The sequence below is a fragment of the Microbacterium sp. genome (assembly GCF_051860965.1).
Taxonomy (GTDB): Bacteria; Actinomycetota; Actinomycetes; order Actinomycetales; family Microbacteriaceae; genus Microbacterium.
The window spans coordinates 136,836-154,376 of record NZ_JBIMKU010000006.1 but is presented as its reverse complement, the minus strand read 5'-3'; the positions used below and the strand labels follow the sequence as shown (position 1 = coordinate 154,376).

Below are 17,541 nucleotides of genomic sequence, written 5' to 3'. Positions count from 1 at the left end.
CCGGCGACATGACTTTGGAATGATTGCCAGTTTCGAAGCTTTGTTCTAGTGTGGGAGCATGATTAGTGACGCCCCCGCCATAGACGGTGAACGGTTCATCGCTGCTGAGGACGTCCTCGACCTCGACCCGCCCGACGCGGTGGATCGAGTGGTGGAGGTCGCAGGCTTGATGGCGGTGTTCGCGGCAGAGCGCCTGCTGTCGGTCGCACTGCTGCACGCCGACGCACGCCGACGCGCAGCGGGGATGTCGGCCGAGATTCTGGATCGTTCGGTGCGGTTGGAGCTCGCCAGTGCGCTGCGCGTGACGGAGTACGCGGCGGGGGAGTTGCTGGCGATGGCGGATGCCGTGGTGCACCGCTATCCCATGATCTACGACCTGCTGCACGAGGCGCGGATCACCGAGCAGCACGCGCGAGTCCTGGTCGACTGCGTCGACGCGGTCGAGCCCGAGCACCGCGACACAGTCCTCGCGGGCGGGGTCGAACTCGCCGTCGAGCTGCCGGTCGGCTCGTTCCGCCGCGCCATCCGCGCACGGGTCGAGCGCGTGCGATCGACCACCCTCGCTCAGCGGCATGCCGAGGCGGTCATCGGGCGCAGAGTCGTGGTCGAGCAGGTCGCGGACGGGATGTCGTGGCTGCACGCCCTGATCCCCACAGTCGAAGCGCACGCGATCCACGATCGCCTCACCCGCATCGGTGGCGCGATCAGAGGGCGAGCAGCCGGTCCCGCGGCAGAGGGTGCGGAGCCGGAGGCGCGGACGCTCGATCAGGTTCGTGCGGATGCGCTCTGCGACCTGCTCATCGACGGTGACACCCCCTCGCATCCCGACACCGCCCGCGGCATCCGCGCGAGCGTGGTCGTGACCGTTCCGGTCCTGTCGCTCCTCACCGCCGACACGGCCGCCGAACCGGCGACCATCGACGGCGTCGGCCCGATCTCGATGGACCGCGCGCGTGAGCTGTGCGGGGGAGCGGACGGGTGGATGCGGGTCCTCACGCATCCCGAGACGGGCATGGTCCTCTCCGTCGGTCGCGACAGATACACCCCACCGCCCGCACTGCGGAATCTCGCGAAATGGCGATCCGCACGGTGCATGGCGCCCGGCTGCGGCGTGCCCGCGTCACGCTGCCAAATCGACCACACGGTCGCATGGGAGCACGGGGGAGCGACAGCACTGTCGAACAGCGCCCCACTCTGCCAAGGCCATCACACCATCAAGCACCACGGAGACTGGGCCGTGCGCCAATGCGAAAGGTCGGGTGGAGCGCTCGAATGGACGTCGCCCACCGGCAGACGGTACGTCGTCGCACCCGAGAGACCCGTACCCGTCTTCCGGCCGAGCGAACAATCGCCTCCCTTCTGAGGAAAAGCAGGCGGAGCCTGAGGAGAAGGAGGCGGACGGAGGCGGAGCGGCGCCCTGCACGAAACTCGATGAGACGATGACGATATGTCTGTTCCGCAAGACCCGCCGCTTCTGACCGAGCGCCTGAGGCTGCGCCGGCCCGTGCCGTCGGACGCGACGGTGTATCACCGGATGTGGATGGAGCGCGACCCCCGCGTGCCGGCGCACCGACGCCTCGACAGCGATGGGCGGCCCACCGTCGACGACATCTCCCGCGACCTGATCGCGGGGGAGAGCGCCCTCGAGTCGCGGCACACAGGTCTGCTCAGCATCGAGATCGTCGAGACACGCGAGGTCATCGGCTACTGCGGGCTGGTCGGGGAGCGCGCCGCAGGTCACATGCCCGAGCTGGCGTTCGAGCTGCTCGCGCGGTTCCAGGGTCGCGGCTACGCGACCGAGGCGGCCGAGGCGACGATCGCCTGGGCGCGTGCGTGCGGCATCGCGCGCCTGCAGGCAACGGTCTGGGACTGGAACACCGCGTCGCGGCGCGTCCTCGAGAAGCTCGGTTTCCACGACACGGGACGCGTGGACAAGACGCTCGGCGACGCGTCGAGTCTCGTCACGGAACTCGACCTCGAGTCACAGAGAGAGTGATCCCGCGCGAAACGAGGGAGGAGCGGCCATGCGCCCGGCTCACTGGGGCATTCATCCTAACTGACATAATGTGCATTATCGGCGATAGCGTTCTCACGCCCCGCTAGGACTCCAGATCCCAGAGCGCCCGGTAGTAGCGGATGCGCTCCTCGTCTCTCGCGACCCCGTACGCAGCGAAGAACTCGTCCTGATGACCTTCGCCGAAGTTCCAGTCGAGACTCATGGATGCCACCGCCAAGTCCGCCCAGCGATCACCGACCGCGAGGTCGCCGAAGTCGACGTTCCCGATCCATCGGCCCGCGGTCGAGATGAGCGTGTTGGGTGCGCACGCATCGCCGTGCACGAGCACCGGCTCGTCGATCGCCGGCCGTTCGCCCAGCGACACCGGCTGCCGAACGACCCAGGACTCCCACGCGCGCGCCACGTCGTCGACCGGCACCGCGTGGATCGCCCGCAGACCTCGCGCGATCGCGGCGATCGCCTCGGACCGTCGCGCGCGCCACTCATCGCCCACCGCGTGGTCTCCCGGCATCCCCGCCGTGACGAGCCACTCCGCGTCTTCATCCGCGCCGTACGCGAGCACCCGCGGCGCTGGATGCCGGCCCTCGAGCCACCGGAGTCGATCGCGCTCGCGGGCGAGATCGATCCCCGCGGACCGCGGACTCCATTTGATGAAGCGCTCGCCGACACGGTACGTCAAGCCACCGAGCTCGTTGCGCCACACGAGCACGGGGTCCGAACCGAGCGCGCGCACGGCCGCCGGCACCGGATCGTCGCCCTGGTCGTGGAATCGGGCGAGATCGGCGAACTCGGATGCTTCGGGCATCAGACGTCACCCGCTGCAGCGCGGAGGGATGCGGCATCCCGTTCGTACATCTGCGCGTGACGGACGAACTCCTTGCGACCCGTCTCGGAGGCGCGAACGAGCGTGAACGTTCGAAGGTCGTCGAGACGGTCTGCCGCGGCACTCAGCACCTCGTCTCGCGAGAAGGGGATGCCGTACGCCTCGACGAGCGCGGCGAGCCTCGCATCGCGGTCGAGATCGCCCGGGTCGTGCGCATCCTCGACGAACGGCACGATGCGATACGCGAGATAAGCGAGATCCCACAGCCGCGGGCCGGGCGACGCGAAGTCGAAGTCGATCACACCGACCAGGCGGTCGTCCCGCGCGATGAGGTTGTAGATCGCGAAGTCGTTGTGGCAGACGACCTCGGCCGGTTCGCGCAGCACGGAACGCCACACCAGGGACTCGTCGGCTGCCAGCGGGATGCTCGCATCGTGGATGCGACGCAGCAGTAGTCCCGCCGAGACCAGCACCTCCTCGGACCACAGCGAGGGCGACGCCTCAAGCATCTCTCCCTCGATGTAGCTCAGGATCTCGCGGCCGCTGTCGTCGAATCCGAGCGCGCGCGGAACCTCCGCGATCCCCGCTGCTCCGAGCCGATCCAGGAGCGCATGCACGGCGGGCGTCGACTCCCCTGCGACACGCCGGACCGTCGCGCCCACCCGTACGACGGGCTGCATGTTGCCGCCCGTCAGCTCGACCTCTTCCATGACGGCATCCTTCCACGCCGTCCCGCATCGAGCGGCCCGCCGAATATCCTCGAAGAATGCTGGAATCGCTCACGGGCTTCGTCGTCGTGGGCGTCGCGATCCTCGTGGGCTGGATCATCGGGCGCATCGACCTGCTCGGCGAGCACGGCAGGCCGGTGCTGGCGCGCCTCACCTTCTTCGTGCTGTCCCCTTTCCTGCTGTTCGTCGTGCTCGCGCAGGCCGACGTGCGGACGCTGTTCTCCGCGTATCTGCCCATCGCGGCGATCGCCGCCGTCGCGATGTTCGCGATCTACGTCGTGGTGGCCCGGTTCGCGTGGAAGAGATCCGTCGGCGAGACCGTCATCGGCGCGCTGAGCGCCGGGCAGGTGAACTCGAACAACATCGGCATCCCGCTGTCGCTGTACCTGCTCGGCAGCGCGGCGTACCCCGCGCCCGTCATCCTGCTGCAGCTGCTCGTCTTCACGCCGGTGACGATGGCGATCCTGGATGCCGTCGCCTTCGGCCGCGCGTCGTTCGGCAAGGCCGTCACCCGCACGCTCACCAACCCGATCGTGATCGGCTCCGTGCTCGGCACCCTCGTGTCGGTGAGCGGGATCGAGCTTCCGCCGATCGTGTTCCAGCCGGCCGTCCTCATCGCGAACGCCTGCGTGCCCGTGCTGCTCATCAGCTACGGCATCTCGCTGTACGGCCAGCGCGTGCTCTCGCCGTCGGGACGACGCCGCGACATCATCCTCGCCACGAGCCTCAAGCTCATCGCGATGCCGCTCATCGCGTGGGTCGTGGGCCAGTTCGTGTTCGGCCTCGACCGGCACGACGTGCTGGTCGTCGTCGTGCTCGCGGCGCTGCCGACGGCGCAGAACGTCTTCAACTACTCCCAGCGCTATGACGTCGGCGAGAGGATCTCGCGCGATACGGTCTTCCTCACGACGATCGGCTGCCTGCCGGTGCTCCTGGCCGCGACCTTCCTCCTGGGCTAGCCCCGACGCAGTTCCGAGAGCGCCCCGAAGACCACCCGCATGCCCGCGGGGGTGCGGAGCACCGTCAGCAGCGTGTGCGTGCACGACCGGCAGCGCACGATCGCAGCCGCGTCGTCGAGCTCGACGACCGCCTCCGCGAGGAGCGCCTCCGCGCGGCATCCGCCGCACACCCCCGCGAGCATCGTGGCATCGGCCTCGAACATCTCCGACAGCATGCCGGCGAGCACGTTCCCGTCGACGATCGTCGCGTCCATGTCAGGCCCCTCCGAATCGCTCGGTCTTGATTCTGGCTGCGGGATGCCCGAGCCTCACGAGCGCGTCGGCCACGTGCTCGACGAAACCGGTGGGCCCGCACACGTAGACGATCGGCTCGTCGCCGGGCGGCCACACCGCGGCCCGGATCGCGTCGTCGTCGAGGCGCCCGACATCGCCGTCCCATCCTTCGGGGGCAGCACGGGTATACGCCCACGTCACCGCCACTCCCCCGTCGCCCGCGCGCATCACCGGATCATCGCGATATATCGCGTCCGCAGGGCGGCGCGCGGAGTACAGGAGGCGCACGGATGCCGCGGCGCCGGCATCCGTCGCCGCCCGCGCGATCGCCATGAGCGGCACGATCCCCGAGCCGCCCGCGATGAGCTGCACGCGGCCGTCTCCCCCGGGCCGCCACACGAAGTAGCCGCCGAGGGGACCTTTGACCTCGAGCTCGTCGCCCGGCTGCACGTCGCGCACGAGGTAGGGCGACACCTCGCCGTCGGGCACCTCGTCGACGGCCAGCTCGACGCTCGTCGACGACCCGTACGAGCCGAGCGAGTACGACCGCACGGCCTGATAGCCGTCCTCGGCCGTCAGGCGGATGTCGACATGCTGGCCCGCGTCGTTGCCCGGCCAGTCCGGCACCTCGATCTGCAGCACGCGGGCCGTGGGCGTGGCATCCTGCACCGCGACGACCTTCGCGGGTCGCCAGCCGCCGACGATCACCAGTACCGCTCCTCCGTCCACGGATCGCCGTGCATGTTGTAGCCGTTCTGCTCCCAGAACCCCGCTTCGTCGCTCTCCATGAGGGTCAGTCCGTTGACCCACTTCGCGCTCTTCCAGAAGTACAGGTGCGGCACGAGCAGTCGCGCGGGGCCGCCGTGTTCGGGATCCAGCGGCTCGCCCTCGAATTCGAACGCGACCCAGGCCTTGCCGCCGAGCAGGTCCTCGAGGGGCACGTTGGTCGTGTACCCGCCATACGAGTGGGCCATCGCGAAAGCCGCATCGGAGTCGACCTGTGCGTAGAGCGTGTCCAGCGACACCCCGCGCCAGTGCGTGCCGAGTTTCGACCAGCGCGTGACGCAGTGGATGTCCGTGTGCACGTCCTCGATCGGCAGCGCGAGGAACTCCTCCCACGACCAGGACGTCACGGCGCCGGACTCGGTGCGGATGGCGAAGCGCCACTCCCCCGTGTCGATGCGGGGCGTCGGACCGGCCGACAGGACCGGGAAGTCCTCCGTCAGATACTGACCCGGCGGCAGCGCCGGATCGCTCTCACGACGTCGCGCGCCGAACCCCCTGGAGAAGACGGCCATGGTCGATCCCTTCCTGCCTCGCGGATGGAGCCTGAGGATTGCATGCCCACGGTAGTCCCGCTGGCGAGCGGGGCGCGAGAGTCACCCGCGAAATCACCCGTCTCGATACCCCGCAGACCTCGACCTCGGGTCTAGACTTCAGACGCCCCTTTTCAGGAAACTCCCAGGAAGGACAATCACATGTCCACTGAATCCCCCGCAGCGAAGTCTGCGATCAACGGCGTCCGCACCGCGCTCGGCATCGGCGGACTGCTCGCGGTCATCGCAGGAATCATCATCCTCCTGCAGCCCGCGAGTGCCGCCGCGTTCGTCACGATCATCCTCGCGATCTACCTGATCGCCGCCGGTCTCGTGTACGCGGGCCTCGGCATCTTCTCCAAGACCAAGGGCGGATGGGCGCGCGTCGGCCACATCCTGCTGGGCATCTTCTTCATCATCGTCGGCATCGTCGCGCTGGTGAACCTGCAGCCGACGACCGCGTGGCTGGCCGTCATCGTGGCGATCCTCGTCGGAATCGCCTGGATCGTGGAGGGCATCGTCTCGCTGTCGACGCTGAGCAGCTCGGGGTCGAAGGGCTGGACGATCTTCTTCGCGATCGTCAGCATCATCGCGGGCCTCTACCTCGTCTTCTCCCCGCTTCTCGGGGCACTGGCGCTGTGGCTGATCCTGGGCATCGCGCTCGTGGTCATCGGCATCCTGAACATCGTGCGCGCCTTCACCTTCAAGGGCGACTCGCTGTAGACCGGAACGACGAAACGCCCCGGGCGAGCCCGGGGCGTTTCGCGTGTCAGCCGTCTATCGGGAGCTTCCGCTTCCACCAGTCCAGGATCGCCGCGAAGCGCTCCACGCGGTGGCGAGGGCGTCCCGCACGCGAGAGCTCGTGGTTCTCGCCCGGGAAGATGAGCATCTCGGCCTCGGTGCCCTGTCGCTTGAGCGCGGAGTAGTACCGGGTCGCCTGCTCGAGCGGGCACCGGAAGTCCAGTTCGGAATGGATGACGAAGGTCGGCGTCGTGACGCTTCCGACGACCGCGAGCGGGCTCTGCCGCTCCATGGCCTCGGCATCCACCCCCACGTACTCGTCTCCGAAGAACGAGCCGATGTCGCTCGTACCCTGGAACGAGACGGGATCGAGGAATCCGCGCTCGACGATCGCGCCCGCGAACCGGTGGTCGTGCGCGATGACCCACGCCGTGAGGTAGCCGCCGTACGAGCCGCCCTGCACACCGACCCGCGCGCCGTCGAGCCGCGCATCCGACGCGATCGCGCCCTCGAGGAAGTCGATGACGTCGTGGAAGTCGACCGTGCCCATCTGCTGTCGGATGCTCCGCCCGTGCGCGCGTCCGTAGCCCGCCGACCCGCGGGGGTTGCAGTAAACGACGGCGTACCCGGCGTCGACGAGCACCTGCGTCTCGTCGAAGAGATGGATGCCGTACGAGGCATATGGCCCGCCGTGGATCTGCAGGATGGTCGGGAACGGACCGTCGCCGTCGGGCGTCGCGACCCAGCCGTGCACGGGATAGCCGTCACGACCCTCGACGGTGAGCTCGCGCGGGGCGACGATGCCCCGAGCCGCCGCGCCCGCACCGAATGCGGTGACGATCCGGGACTCGGCGCCCTCGAGGACGAGCAGCTCGCCGAACGATTCCGGAGAGGCGATGGATGCCACGACCCGGCCGCGCGCCGCGTCGTGCCCGTTCACCTCGACGTCTCCGCCGAGCACCTCGGTCAACTCCCCCGCCCGCGTCACACGCACGAGTCGCACGCGGCCGCGAGCACGGTCCTGCACGAGCATGTCGTCGCCGTCGAACGTCACGTGCGTGCCGCCTTCGCCGAGGTCGATCGTCTCGGGGTCCGTCAACGCGCGCGGACCGGCGTCCTCGAGCAGCCACAGCCCCACCCCCGGCGCCACGAAATCGATGCCTCCCGGTCCGGTCTCGTGTGCGAGCAGCACGATCGCGCCGTCGGGCGCGACCTCGATGCCGAACGCCGAGAGGTCGGCATCCGTTCCGAGCACCTCGCGCGAGCCGGATCCGTCGAGCTTCACCGCGACGATCCGTGTACGCAGATCGCGACGATCCGGCTCGATCTCATCGGGACTCGTGAGGATCTCGTCGCCGCGGAAGACGACGCCCGAGTGGGACGCCGTGCCCTCGGTGAGCTGCCGCGCCTCCGCGGCGACGACCCTCTTCTTCGGGGCCTCCGCGCCCTCCGGCCGCACGGCGGGTGCCGGCTCGTAGAAGGGCTCGGCGTCGGTGAGCGGCGCCGCGATGACGAAGAGGTGCGCCGGGCGGTCGCCGATGTAGCCGAGACCGTTGGCGTGCCAGCGGATGCCCGTGATGTGCCGCGGAGCCTCGGCTGCGGCATCCAGCCCCTCCACGCTGCCGTACCGGCCCGGCTCGACGACGGACGCCGTGTAGGCGAGCGAGCCGCCGTCGGGCGACCAGTCGAACTCGATCACGCCCTGCGCGGCATCCGTCGCCTGCACGGGCTCACCGCCTCCTGCGTCGACGACGAAGACCTGCGGCTTGCCCTTCGCATCGCCGCGGACGAACGCGACGCGCGCGCCGTCGGGCGAGAGCCGCGGGCCGCCGTCGGCGACCCCACGGGTGAGGCGACGCGGCGTGCCGCTGGGCAGGTCGATACGCCACAGCTGACCGACGTTGCGGTTGGCGTCGAGATCGGGGCGGGAGGTCGCGAAGATCGCGAACGAGGCGTCCGGCGCGATGACGGGGCGGCCGACCGAGATGAGCGTCGAGATGTCCTCAGCGCGCACGGGTCACTCCGCCTCGAACGAGCTGGTGTCGCCGACGAGTCTCGTGTTGTCGCCGGGAATCGGCTCGACCGCGGCCAGCGCGACCTCGGCGGCGAACTCCGAGACGTTGTACAGGCGCCCGGCCGACTCGCGGCGCGACGAGATCGCACCCGGGTTGGCGCGCTCCAGGAGCGTCGCGGTGATGGTGCCCTCGATCATGTCGCCGGACACGACGACGAAGTCGATGCCGCGCTCGGCGAGGTCGGGGATGCGCTCGCGGAGGGCGTCCTCGCCCGCCCGCTTCGACAGGGCGACCGGCACGTACTCGGGCATCGTGGGGGTCGTGCGGATGAAGTGCGCCTGGTGGCTCGTGACGAACACGACCCGCGAACCGCGACCGAGCAGGGGCAGAGCCGTCTCGAGCACGCGCACCTGCGCATCGCGGTTGAGCTGCAGCGCATAGTCCTCGGCCATGCCGGCCTCCATGCCGCCCGAGGCGTTCAGCACGAGGATGTCGAGGCCGCCGAAGACCCGCTCGACCTCGGCGAACATCGCCTGCACCGAGACGCTGTCGGTGAGATCGGCGCCGACGACGAGCGCCTCGACGCCGAGCTCGCGCAGCTGTGCGCCGAGCTTGTCGGCGCGCGGCGCCTTGTTGCGGTAGTTGATGACGACGTTCGCGCCGGCCTCGGCGAAGTAGCGCACGGTGTCGGCGCCGATGCCCCGTGACGAGCCCGTCACGAGTGCGGTCTTGCCGGCGAGAGAGCCGGGCTGGAGGACGGTGGGTGACTCGGTCACGGGATGCTCCCTGTCGTGGCTGGAGATGCTGCGGGCGCTGCGCGGACGATGCGCGGGCCGCGTTCGAGACTACCGCTCGAGAGCCGCGTGGCCAGGCTGTGAGGGGCCTCCGAGCCGGATCCGGCCCAGTACTCGCGTGATAGGTTCGAGACACAGGAGGCACATCGTGGAGCTCATCCAGACGATCGAACAATGGGCGTGGATCGGATGGATCGTGCTGATCCTCGTGTTCCTCGTCATCGAGATGCTGACGCTCGATTTCACCTTCCTCATGCTCGGTGTCGGCGGCCTGGCCGGGCTGGGTGCCGACCTGCTCGGCGCCCCCCTCTGGCTGCAGGTCGTGATCGCCGCCGCGGTCGCCGCCGTGCTTCTCCTCGCGCTCCGTCCCCCGCTCCTTCGCCGGCTCCGGCGCGGCGAGGATCCGACGAAGTCCAACGTGGATGCCCTGATCGAGCAGTCCGGCCGTGTGCTGTCGACCGTGACCAACCACGGCGGTCAGGTCAAGCTCGTCAACGGCGACACGTGGACGGCGCGCACCGACGTCGGCGTCGACCTCGAGCCCGGAGCATCCATCATCGTCGCGCGCATCGACGGCGCGACCGCCGTCGTGCGTCCCGCCATCAGAACCGAGGAGCCCCTCGCATGAATCCCGAGTCCATCGTCCCCGCCGCGATCGGATGGGTTCTCGCCGCGGCGGTCTTCATCTTCGTCCTCGTCGTCATCATCCGCTCGATCCGCATCATCCCGCAGGCCAACGCCGGGGTCGTCGAGCGCCTCGGGCGGTACCACAAGACCCTCCTGCCCGGACTCAACATCCTCGTGCCGTTCATCGACCGCGTGCGCCCGCTGATCGATCTGCGCGAGCAGGTCGTGTCCTTCCCGCCGCAGCCCGTCATCACCGAGGACAACCTCGTCGTCTCGATCGACACCGTCGTGTACTTCCAGGTGACCGATGCGCGAGCCGCCACGTACGAGATCGCGAACTACCTCGGAGCGGTCGAGCAGCTGACGACGACCACGCTGCGCAACGTCGTGGGCGGACTGAACCTCGAAGAGGCGCTCACGAGCCGCGACAACATCAACAACCAGCTGCGCGCCGTTCTCGACGAGGCGACGGGCAAGTGGGGCATCCGCGTCGGACGCGTCGAGCTCAAGGCGATCGATCCGCCCGTCTCGATCCAGGACTCGATGGAGAAGCAGATGCGCGCAGAGCGCGAGCGTCGCGCGACCATCCTGACCGCCGAGGGCTCGAAGCAGTCGCAGATCCTCGAGGCGGAGGGACGCCGCCAGGCTCAGATCCTCGAGGCCGAGGGCGACAAGACGGCGGCGGTCCTGCGGGCGCAGGGCGAGTCGCAGGCGATCCAGATGGTCTTCGACGCCATCCACGCGGGCGACCCCGACGAGAAGCTCCTCGCCTATCAGTACCTTCAGACGCTGCCGAAGATCGCCGAGAGCCCGTCCAGCAAGCTCTGGATCATCCCGAGCGAGCTCACCGAGGCCCTTAAGGGAATCGGAGACGCCTTCGGCGGGCGCACGGTGCCGAGCGGTCCGTCCGACCGACCCCGAAACTCCGCGGCGAGCAGTTCCGCTGCTGACGAGGCGGTCCAGGCCGCCCGCGACGCCGCGACGGCGGCCGACGGCATCGCCGCCGAGGTGAAGGCCGTCACACCGGCCGAGCGCACACCGACGCCAGATGCCTGAACCCCGGCATCCGCTCTTCTCCACTCCCCCGCCGCGCGTTCTCGCCCACCGCGGACTCGTGACGGAGAGGGATGCCGCGCACGGTGTCGCCGAGAACTCCTTCGCCGCGGTGGCCGCCGCTCACGCCGCCGGCGCGTCCATCGTCGAGTCCGACTGCCACCTCACCCGTGACGGCGTCGTCGTGCTCTTCCACGACGAGGACCTCTCCCGTGTGACGGGCGACCCGCGCAGGGTCGCCGACGTGACCGCTGCCGAGCTCGAGGCCGTCATGGCGCCGTACGGCGGACTCATCACCCTCCAGCAGGCGCTCGACGCGTTCCCGACGGTGGCCTTCAATCTCGATGCGAAAGTCGAAGCGGTGTCCGAGCCGATGGGCCGCGTCATCGGTCCTCACGGGGCGCGCGTGCTCGTGTCGAGCTTCTCGGACGAGCGCCGGCGCGCCACGCTGAGGTCGGCCGCGGCGCACGCCAAAGGAGGTGGGCGACCGGCTACCTCGGCCGGCACGAAGACGATGGTGCGCCTGCTCGTCGGTCTGCGGCTGCACCTCGAGCCGCTCGTGCGATCCGCCCTCGCCGGCGTCGACGCGCTGCAGATCCCGGAGCGGCAGGGGGGTGTCCGAGTGCTCTCGCACCGGCTCATCGCCGCGGCGCATCGCCACGGTGTCGAGGTGCACGTGTGGACGATCAACGACCCCGACGACATGCGCCGGTTGATCGAGATGGGGGTCGACGGGATCGTCACCGACCGCGCCGATCTCGCCCTGCAGACCCTTACCTGACCCCGACGCTCGGAACCGCTGAGCATCGACTGTGAATGCCTTCCACAGGAGGCCGTTCGCATCCAGTACCCAGGTCGCCCCGGTATACCTGAAAGGCGACGAGAGGACCACAAAATGGCAGACCGCAGTCTGCGCGGCATCCGGATCGGCGCCCAGAGCCTACAGAGCGAAGAGGGCGTCGTGTTCCATGAACGCGCACAGCACACCTACTCATGCACGTCCTGCGGACGTGACACCACGATGACCTTCGCGGCCGACGCTGAAGTGCCCGAGGCCTGGGAGTGCCGCACGTGCGGCGCCGAGGCGCTCCTGCGCATCGGCGACGGTCACGCCACGGTCGACCACTCGGGCGACAAGGTCCCGCGCTCGCATTGGGACATGCTGCTCGAGCGCCGCACCCTCCCCGAACTCGAGGAACTCCTCGAAGAGCGTCTCGCCTATCTGCGCGCGCGTCGCGGCACGGCCGAGGACGCCTCGCTCGACAAGATCAGCGCCTGACGCATCACCTCTCCGAAGACGCCGGCTCCGATGGGGCCGGCGTCTTCCTTTGCCGTACGCGCACCACGACCCCGAGCGCCACGAGCACGGCGAGGCTCCCCCAGCCGATCAGTCCCTGGATCCATGGGCCGACGATGGATGCCGGGGTCAGACCCGTGCGCAGCGGCACCTCGGTCAGCATGTGACCCGCCTCGCCCTCCGGCAGCGCGTCGATCGTCGACCCGTCGGGGGCGATCACCTGGCTCGTGCCGACCGTCGAGAGATTGACGACCGACCGCCCCGTCTCGATCGCGCGCATGCGCGCGAAGGCGAGCTGCTGCAGGTTCTCGTCGGTGTCGCGGAAGTCGGCGTTGTTGGTCTGGAACATGTACACCTCGGCGCCGCCGCGCGCGGACTCCCAGATGACGTCGTCGTAGATGACGTCGAAGCAGATCGCGAGTCCGACGCCGACATCGCCGGTCGCGGTGGGCAGGTCGAAGAGCGGCGGATTCGTGCCCGGCGTGTACTCGCGCTGGATGAGGCCGACGAGATCGGGGGCGAGCGGCTCGAAGAACCACCGGTCGGGGACGTACTCGCCCATCGGCACGGGGTGCGTCTTGTCGTGCAGCTGCACGGCACCCTCGCCGCCGATCCACAGCATCGAGGTGTTGAAGGTGTCCGCTCCGCGCTCGGTCGCCGCGTTCACGATGAGCGGAGCATCCACCCGCTCCGACAGCGCGTCGAGCACGGACGCTGTGCCGGGGTTGTTGAGCGGGTCGCTGTCGATCCCGCCTTCGGGCCAGAGCAGCACGTCCATGTCCTCGCCGAAGAGCGGGGCGGATGCCTCGAGCTGCGCGTTCAGCACCGCATTGCGCTCCCGCTCGTCGAAGTAGCCCGACGGACCGTTGCCCTGCACCGAACCGACCCGCAGCTCGCCCGCGGGTGTCGTCGGGAAGGCCGGCACGACCAGGAGGACGACGGCCAGCGCCACCGCGGGGATCGCCGTCCGCAGATCGCGCGGCTGCCGCATCCGGATCCACTCGATCACCGCTGCGGTGAACGCGACCATCAGGAACGTGAGTCCCGTGACGCCGAGCCACGACGACAGGTGCGCGAGCGGGCTCTCGGACTGGCTCATGCCGATGCGCGCCCACGGGAACCCCGTGTAGGGCCAGGAGCCCATGAACAGCTCGCGCGCCGTCCAGACGCCCGCCACGAGGAGCGGGAGCAGGACGAGACGCGCCCAGCGACCCGGCAGCACGCGCGGGAGCCAGCGGTACGCGAGGGCGATGGGGATCGACCCGAGGCCCATGAAGATCGTCTCGAGACCAGCGAGGGCGTACCACGGCACTTCGCCCAGATACCGCGTGATCCAGACGATGTGGATGAGATAGAAGGACGCCCCGAAGACGAGGCCGACCAGCAGAGCGGACCACGCGCGGCGGCCGATCAGGGCGATGAGCGACATGCCGACGCCCACGAAGGCGAGGGGCCACCATCCGACCGACGGATACGCGAGGTCGAGGACCGGGCCCGCCGCGGCGCTGACCAGCAGTGCCGCCCACAGCGGCTGGAGCGGGCGCGGGAGCGCTGGGCGCGGTCGGGGGGCGTCTGGCACGGAACGAGCCTAAGCGACCGATCCTGAGGCTAGACCGAGGAGTACGCGACGATGCCGCGCCGCACGGCGTCGAGCGCCTTGCGCGCCGTGGTCCCGAGGTCGCCGTCCGCCACGATCGAGAGCTGATCGAGGAGATCGATCGTCTGCTTCGACCAGCGCACGAAGTCCCCCGCGGCCATATCGGCCTCGACGAGCACGCGTTCGAGAGGCACTCCGCGCGCCCACGAGTACATCGCCTGCGCGAGACCCGCCGAGACCGGCTCGGAGCCCGGCAGACGGTGCTCCCGCTCGAGGTCGTCGAGCCGCTGCCACAGCGTCCGCGTGTCGCTCAGCGCCTGCCGGAACGGTCCACGCGGCAGGCCGCGCTCGCCCGTGTTCGACTCCTCACGACGCGGCTCGTACACGAGGCAGCAGGCGAGCGTGGCGAGGGATGCGGCATCCAGCCCCTTCCACAGGCCCTGACGCAGGGACTCGGCGACGAGCAGATCGCGCTCGCCGTAGATGCGGCGCATCGTGCGGCCCGCCGCGGTGAGCACCGTTCGCCCGTCGCCCTCCACTCGCACGTAGTCCAGCTCTGCGAGCACGTCGACGACGCGGTCGAAGATGCGCGCGACGGCGCCCGTACGGGCGCTGATCTGCTGACGGGTCTTGTCGATCGTGCGCTTGAGCTTCCAGTACCGCTCGGCCCAGCGCGCGTGATCCTCGCGGTCGGGGCACGAGTGGCAGGAGTGCCGCTGCATGCGCTTGCGGAGGCTCTGGATCTCGCGCTGGCGCTGCTCTCGCGTGCCACGACCGGCCGTCACGTCCTTGCGATTGAGCTTCTCGAGGTCGCTCAGGTCGCGACGGATCGCGGAATAGTCGGTGAAGTCCCCCCGGTCGCACGTCATGGCCTTCCGGTAGCCGGCGAGAGACTCCTCCTGATCGCGCACACTCCGCGCCAGGCCGACGACGGCACGGTCGGCCTGGAACTGCGCGAACGACGATTCGAGGATCTCGCGTGCGCGGCCCCTGCCGAACTGGTCGATGAGATTGACCGCCATGTTGTACGTCGGCCGGAAGCTCGAGTTGAGCGGATACGTGCGACGGGATGCCAGCGCCGCGACGGCCTGGGGATCGAGCCCCTCGGTCCACTGGATGACGGCGTGCCCTTCGACGTCGATGCCGCGCCGACCCGCGCGACCCGTGAGCTGCGTGTACTCCCCCGACGTGATCGCGACTCGGGCCTCGCCGTTGAACTTCTCGAGCTTCTCGAGCACGACGGTGCGTGCGGGCATGTTGATGCCCAGGGCCAGCGTCTCGGTCGCGAAGACGACCTTCACGAGCTTGCGCTGGAAGAGGTCCTCGACGACCTCCTTGAAGGCCGGCAGCAGACCCGCATGATGAGAGGCGACGCCGCGCTCGAGATTGTCGAGCCAGTCCCAGTAGCCGAGCACCGCGAGGTCCTCATCGCGCAGCGTCCGCGTGCGCTCCTCGACGATCGCACGGATCTCGAGCCGCTCCTCGTGCGACGTCAGCCGCACGCCGGAGCGCCGTACCTGCTGGACGGCTGCGTCGCAGCCGACACGGCTGAAGATGAAGAAGATCGCAGGCAGCAGGTTCGCCCGCGCGAGGAGCTCCACGACGTCCGGACGGTCGAGCCGCTCGATGCGCTGCACGTTCGCGGACCGCACGGGCCGCTGCCCGCCCTTGTGCGGGCGGCGACGGGATGCCTCGTATCCCTTCTGGCGTGCGCTGTTCATGTTCTGCACGCGACGGTTGTTCTCGAAGTTCGGCCCCTTGAACGAACGGATGCGCATGAGCTCCTGATTGACCTGCGCCGTCGCGATGCCGGCACGATCGTCGAAGAGCGGGAGCAGGTCGCCGCGCACGAGGACGTGCTGCTCGAGCGGCACGGGCCGGATCTCGGAGACGATGACCTCGGTGTCGCCGCGCACCGTGTCGAGCCAGTCGCCGAACTCCTCGGCGTTCGAGACCGTCGCAGACAGCGAGACGAGCCTGACGGCGGGCGGGAGATGGATGATGATCTCCTCCCACACCGCACCGCGGAAGCGATCGGCGAGGTAGTGCACCTCGTCCATCACGACGTAGCGCAGCCCACGCAGCGCGGCCGAGTCGGCGTAGAGCATGTTGCGGAGCACCTCGGTCGTCATCACGACGATGCGGGCGTTGCCGTTGATGTTCGTGTCGCCGGTGAGCAGGCCCACCTGATCGGCGCCGTAGACGTCCTGCAGTTCGCGGAACTTCTGGTTCGACAGCGCCTTGATGGGTGTCGTGTAGAACGCCTTGTCACCCGGCTCCTGCATCGCGAGGTGGATCGCGAACTCTCCCACGATGGTCTTGCCGGCACCGGTGGGGGCGGCGACCAGCACGCTGCGACCGGCTTCGAGGCCGCGGCATCCCGCGATCTGGAACGGATCGAGCTCGAAGCGCTGGGATGCCGCGAAGGCGGCGGTGAGCGGGTAGTCGCGGCCGAGAGCGGCGCTCTCGCGCGCACGCGCGTAGCGGTCGGCCGGGCCGGGATCGCTCACGCGATGTCGCCGGAGGCCAGGAGCTGATCCTCGCGCTTGGCCTTGCGGCGGTCGAAGATCATCGACAGACCGGCGGCGGCGAAGAAGAGGACGACGAGGATGCCGGCCAGCAGCAGCATGCTCACGACATCCGCCGCGGGCGTCGCGAGAGCCGCGAAGATCACGGCGACGAGCACCGCGACGCGCCAGGACTTGAGGATCGCCTTGCCCGACATGACGCCCGCGAAGTTCAGGGCGACGAGGAAGACCGGCAGCACGAAGGCGACCCCGACCACGATGAGCAGCTTGAAGACGAAGTCGTAGTAGTAGCCCGCGTCGTAGAAGGACGCCCCGCCGTCGGGCACGAAGGTGTTCATGATCTCGACGATGTGCGGCATCGTCAGCAGACCCACATACGCGCCCGCGAAGAAGAGCGGGATCGCCGCTGCGAGGAAGCCCACCGTGTAGCGGACCTCCTTCTTCGTGAGGCCCGGCATGATGAACGCCCAGATCTGCCACAGCCAGATCGGCGCTGAGATCAGCAGGCCGATCGCGAACGACATGCGCAGGCGCAGATCGAAGCCCGACGTGATCGTCGAGAACATCAGCTCGACCTTGGCCTGATCGCCGTCCTGCTCGGCGATGACGCGGATCGGCTCGGTGATGAGCCAGATCACCCAGTCGGTGATGAAGAAGGCGACGACCATGCCCACGACGAGAGCCGCCGCCGCGATCATCAGCCTCTTGCGCAGCTCGACCAGGTGCTGGCCGAGCGACATGCGCTTCTCACGCCGACGAGCCTCGGATTCCGG

General features: G+C 69.2%; 18 protein-coding genes. 8 read left to right on the top strand and 10 right to left on the bottom strand.

Features of this window, described 5'->3' with window-relative positions; all coding sequences use genetic code 11:
• Window positions 1-58 precede the first annotated feature (58 nt).
• Window positions 59-1,363: a DUF222 domain-containing protein gene (locus ACTIFV_RS13145; protein WP_439593239.1), complete on the top strand. Its 1,305-nt coding sequence runs from the start codon at window positions 59-61 to the stop codon at window positions 1,361-1,363.
• 84 nt (window positions 1,364-1,447) lie between these two features.
• Complete coding sequence (locus tag ACTIFV_RS13140; RefSeq protein ID WP_439593238.1) at window positions 1,448-1,996, top strand: GNAT family N-acetyltransferase; 549 nt, start codon at window positions 1,448-1,450, stop codon at window positions 1,994-1,996.
• Between the two features lie 103 nt (window positions 1,997-2,099).
• Here the strand turns inward: ACTIFV_RS13140 and ACTIFV_RS13135 are convergent, their stop codons facing one another.
• Window positions 2,100-2,822: a phosphotransferase gene (locus ACTIFV_RS13135; protein ID WP_439593237.1), complete on the bottom strand. Its 723-nt coding sequence runs from the start codon at window positions 2,820-2,822 to the stop codon at window positions 2,100-2,102.
• A complete protein-coding gene (locus ACTIFV_RS13130) occupies window positions 2,822-3,550 on the bottom strand; it encodes a phosphotransferase enzyme family protein (RefSeq protein ID WP_439593236.1) in 729 nt (242 codons plus the stop codon). The genes ACTIFV_RS13135 and ACTIFV_RS13130 overlap by 1 nt, the downstream gene beginning before the upstream one ends.
• A gap of 56 nt (window positions 3,551-3,606) precedes the next feature.
• Between ACTIFV_RS13130 and ACTIFV_RS13125 the strand changes: the two genes are divergently transcribed.
• A complete protein-coding gene (locus ACTIFV_RS13125; RefSeq protein ID WP_439593235.1) occupies window positions 3,607-4,527 on the top strand; it encodes an AEC family transporter in 921 nt (306 codons plus the stop codon).
• Here the strand turns inward: ACTIFV_RS13125 and ACTIFV_RS13120 are convergent.
• From ACTIFV_RS13120 to ACTIFV_RS13110, 3 genes are read right to left on the bottom strand one after another with little or no spacing between them, the layout of a single operon-like run.
• The gene (locus tag ACTIFV_RS13120; protein ID WP_439593234.1) at window positions 4,524-4,781 is read right to left on the bottom strand and encodes a DUF6510 family protein; all 258 of its coding nucleotides are present in this window, start codon (window positions 4,779-4,781) and stop codon (window positions 4,524-4,526) included. The genes ACTIFV_RS13125 and ACTIFV_RS13120 overlap by 4 nt on opposite strands.
• A 1-nt stretch (window position 4,782) precedes the next feature.
• Window positions 4,783-5,508 (bottom strand): FAD-binding oxidoreductase, encoded by a 726-nt coding sequence (locus ACTIFV_RS13115; RefSeq protein WP_439593233.1) that lies wholly within the window; start codon window positions 5,506-5,508, stop codon window positions 4,783-4,785.
• On the bottom strand, window positions 5,505-6,098 hold the full coding sequence (locus ACTIFV_RS13110; RefSeq protein WP_439593232.1) for a sulfite oxidase-like oxidoreductase: 594 nt from the start codon (window positions 6,096-6,098) through the stop codon (window positions 5,505-5,507). Before ACTIFV_RS13110 ends, ACTIFV_RS13115 begins: the two co-directional genes overlap by 4 nt.
• Window positions 6,099-6,278: 180 nt before the next feature.
• On the opposite strand from ACTIFV_RS13110, the gene ACTIFV_RS13105 reads away from it, so the two are divergent.
• Window positions 6,279-6,839: an HdeD family acid-resistance protein gene (locus tag ACTIFV_RS13105; protein ID WP_439593231.1), complete on the top strand. Its 561-nt coding sequence runs from the start codon at window positions 6,279-6,281 to the stop codon at window positions 6,837-6,839.
• Window positions 6,840-6,885: 46 nt separating this feature from the next.
• On the opposite strand, the gene ACTIFV_RS13100 is transcribed toward ACTIFV_RS13105, so the two are convergent.
• Both ACTIFV_RS13100 and ACTIFV_RS13095 read right to left on the bottom strand, forming a co-directional pair.
• Entirely contained in the window at window positions 6,886-8,871 is a 1,986-nt protein-coding gene (locus tag ACTIFV_RS13100) for a S9 family peptidase (protein ID WP_439593230.1), read from the bottom strand.
• A gap of 3 nt (window positions 8,872-8,874) precedes the next feature.
• Window positions 8,875-9,648, bottom strand: coding sequence for an SDR family oxidoreductase (locus tag ACTIFV_RS13095; RefSeq protein ID WP_439593229.1), 774 nt, complete (start codon window positions 9,646-9,648; stop codon window positions 8,875-8,877).
• Between the two features lie 166 nt (window positions 9,649-9,814).
• Here ACTIFV_RS13095 and ACTIFV_RS13090 point away from each other — a divergent pair, with 166 nt between their 5' ends.
• From ACTIFV_RS13090 to ACTIFV_RS13075, 4 genes are all read left to right on the top strand, one after another.
• Entirely contained in the window at window positions 9,815-10,294 is a 480-nt protein-coding gene (locus ACTIFV_RS13090) for an NfeD family protein (protein WP_439593228.1), read from the top strand.
• Window positions 10,291-11,349, top strand: a complete 1,059-nt coding sequence (locus ACTIFV_RS13085; RefSeq protein WP_439593227.1) for an SPFH domain-containing protein — start codon at window positions 10,291-10,293, stop codon at window positions 11,347-11,349. Before ACTIFV_RS13090 ends, ACTIFV_RS13085 begins: the two co-directional genes overlap by 4 nt.
• Window positions 11,342-12,127: a glycerophosphodiester phosphodiesterase family protein gene (locus ACTIFV_RS13080; RefSeq protein WP_439593226.1), complete on the top strand. Its 786-nt coding sequence runs from the start codon at window positions 11,342-11,344 to the stop codon at window positions 12,125-12,127. Before ACTIFV_RS13085 ends, ACTIFV_RS13080 begins: the two co-directional genes overlap by 8 nt.
• Window positions 12,128-12,241: 114 nt before the next feature.
• Window positions 12,242-12,625: an RNA polymerase-binding protein RbpA gene (locus ACTIFV_RS13075; protein WP_439593225.1), complete on the top strand. Its 384-nt coding sequence runs from the start codon at window positions 12,242-12,244 to the stop codon at window positions 12,623-12,625.
• A gap of 4 nt (window positions 12,626-12,629) precedes the next feature.
• Here the strand turns inward: ACTIFV_RS13075 and lnt are convergent, their stop codons facing one another.
• Genes lnt through tatC form a run of 3 tightly spaced genes read right to left on the bottom strand, consistent with a single transcriptional unit; the run spans window position 12,630 to window position 17,508 of the window.
• Window positions 12,630-14,222, bottom strand: a complete 1,593-nt coding sequence (gene lnt / locus ACTIFV_RS13070; protein WP_439593224.1) for an apolipoprotein N-acyltransferase — start codon at window positions 14,220-14,222, stop codon at window positions 12,630-12,632.
• A gap of 29 nt (window positions 14,223-14,251) precedes the next feature.
• A complete protein-coding gene (locus ACTIFV_RS13065; protein ID WP_439593223.1) occupies window positions 14,252-16,750 on the bottom strand; it encodes a DEAD/DEAH box helicase in 2,499 nt (832 codons plus the stop codon).
• Window positions 16,747-17,508: a twin-arginine translocase subunit TatC gene (gene tatC / locus ACTIFV_RS13060; RefSeq protein ID WP_439593364.1), complete on the bottom strand. Its 762-nt coding sequence runs from the start codon at window positions 17,506-17,508 to the stop codon at window positions 16,747-16,749. Before tatC ends, ACTIFV_RS13065 begins: the two co-directional genes overlap by 4 nt.
• Window positions 17,509-17,541 lie beyond the last annotated feature (33 nt).

Coding starts and splice junctions, on each gene's coding strand:
- ACTIFV_RS13085 (WP_439593227.1), top strand. CDS start 10,291: ATGAATCCCGAGTCCATCGTCCCCGCCGCGATCGGATGGGTTCTCGCC.
- ACTIFV_RS13080 (WP_439593226.1), top strand. CDS start 11,342: ATGCCTGAACCCCGGCATCCGCTCTTCTCCACTCCCCCGCCGCGCGTT.
- ACTIFV_RS13110 (WP_439593232.1), bottom strand. CDS start 6,098: ATGGCCGTCTTCTCCAGGGGGTTCGGCGCGCGACGTCGTGAGAGCGAT.
- ACTIFV_RS13130 (WP_439593236.1), bottom strand. CDS start 3,550: ATGGAAGAGGTCGAGCTGACGGGCGGCAACATGCAGCCCGTCGTACGG.
- ACTIFV_RS13075 (WP_439593225.1), top strand. CDS start 12,242: ATGGCAGACCGCAGTCTGCGCGGCATCCGGATCGGCGCCCAGAGCCTA.
- tatC (WP_439593364.1), bottom strand. CDS start 17,508: ATGTCGCTCGGCCAGCACCTGGTCGAGCTGCGCAAGAGGCTGATGATC.
- ACTIFV_RS13145 (WP_439593239.1), top strand. CDS start 59: ATGATTAGTGACGCCCCCGCCATAGACGGTGAACGGTTCATCGCTGCT.
- ACTIFV_RS13120 (WP_439593234.1), bottom strand. CDS start 4,781: ATGGACGCGACGATCGTCGACGGGAACGTGCTCGCCGGCATGCTGTCG.
- ACTIFV_RS13105 (WP_439593231.1), top strand. CDS start 6,279: ATGTCCACTGAATCCCCCGCAGCGAAGTCTGCGATCAACGGCGTCCGC.
- ACTIFV_RS13125 (WP_439593235.1), top strand. CDS start 3,607: ATGCTGGAATCGCTCACGGGCTTCGTCGTCGTGGGCGTCGCGATCCTC.
- ACTIFV_RS13135 (WP_439593237.1), bottom strand. CDS start 2,822: ATGCCCGAAGCATCCGAGTTCGCCGATCTCGCCCGATTCCACGACCAG.
- ACTIFV_RS13140 (WP_439593238.1), top strand. CDS start 1,448: ATGTCTGTTCCGCAAGACCCGCCGCTTCTGACCGAGCGCCTGAGGCTG.